General features: G+C 72.2%; 1 protein-coding gene. It reads right to left on the minus strand.

The window, feature by feature from the left end:
* On the minus strand, positions 1-1,164 hold a 1,164-nt coding region (locus JHN63_RS51125; protein WP_200691949.1), incomplete at its 3' end, for an amidohydrolase family protein.
* Positions 1,165-1,295: the final 131 nt, after the last annotated feature.

Genomic DNA, 1,295 nt, shown 5'->3' on the forward strand with positions numbered 1-1,295 from the left:
TTCCCGGTCACCGACCCGGCCGGCGACAAGGACGGTGTCGACCAGGCCGGGATGGCCGGCGCTGACGATCGTGCCGGCCGGGTCGGTGACCGGGAACACCGTCAGGTCGTCGGTGCGCAGCAGGACGAGGTCGGCGTCCTTGCCGGGCGTGACGCTGCCGGTCCGGGCGTCGAGCCCGCAGGAGCGGGCGGCGTCGAGGGTGGCGAACTCCAGCAGGTCCCGGGAGCGCAGTCCGCCGTCCAGACCGCGCTGTACGGCGAAGGCCGTCCGCATCGTGGAGAACATGTCACCGCCGGCCGACGGGACGTCGTCGATGGACAGCGTCGGGCGCAGTCCGGCGGCCAACGCCCGCCCGGTGACCGGCGATCCGAACCCCATCTTCAGCTCGACGTCCGGGCTGACGGACAGCGAGCTGCCCGCGCCGGCGAGCATCCGCAGCCCCTCGTCGCTGATCCCGTTGGCGTGCACGAAGGTGGTGGTGTCCCGCAGCAGGCCGTGCTCGTGGAGGTCGGTGACCGTCCCGGCGGCCTCGATGTGCAGGCTGGTGCGCAGGCCGAGTTCGGCCGCCAGTTGCAGCTCCCGGGCGACGGTGTCCATGCCGGTGTCGTCGGGACCGCGCAGGCCGAACGCCATGGTGACGAGGCCGTCCCCGGTCAAGGTGGAGCGGACCCGGCGGATGTCGTCGTCGACGGGGTCGGCGGTGCCCCAGCCGGCGCCGAGGCAGAAGATCGACCGGCCCGGCGCGTCCCGCAGCGCGGCGACGGCGGCGTCCTCGTGCGCGTGGCTCTGCGCGACGTGGTACCAGTCCAGCATCGTGGTCACCCCGGAGTGCAGGGCCTCCAGACGGCCGAGCAGGGTGCCCGCGTAAACGTCCTCGGGTCGGTAGTGGGGTTTGACCGTGCGGTGCATGGCCAGCGCCCACTCGGGGAACGTCCAGTCCGCGCCGGCGCCTCGGAACGCGGTCTGCCAGGAGTGGCGGTGGTTGTCGACGAACCCGGGCATGACGATCCGGTCGGTCGCGTCGATCACCTCGGCGTCCGGCGCGTCGATGCGCTCGGCCACCTCGACGATCACACCGTCCTCGATCAGCACGTCACCGCGTTCGAGATCGCCGACGACCGGGTCCATGCTGACCACGGTGCCGCCGCTGAGCAGGGTCTTCATCGGGGTAACTCCTTTCTGGTGGGGGGTAGTTGGGGGTAGTCGCGGGTATCGCCGAGCTGGCCGCACGGTCGGGGGAACCAGCGCGGCCGCCGCAGAGAAGCCGGGGTTGGTGTGTCGGGGTTGGGGTGTCG

This window comes from Streptomyces sp. MBT65, assembly GCF_016612545.1.
Lineage (GTDB): Bacteria > Actinomycetota > Actinomycetes > Streptomycetales > Streptomycetaceae > Streptomyces.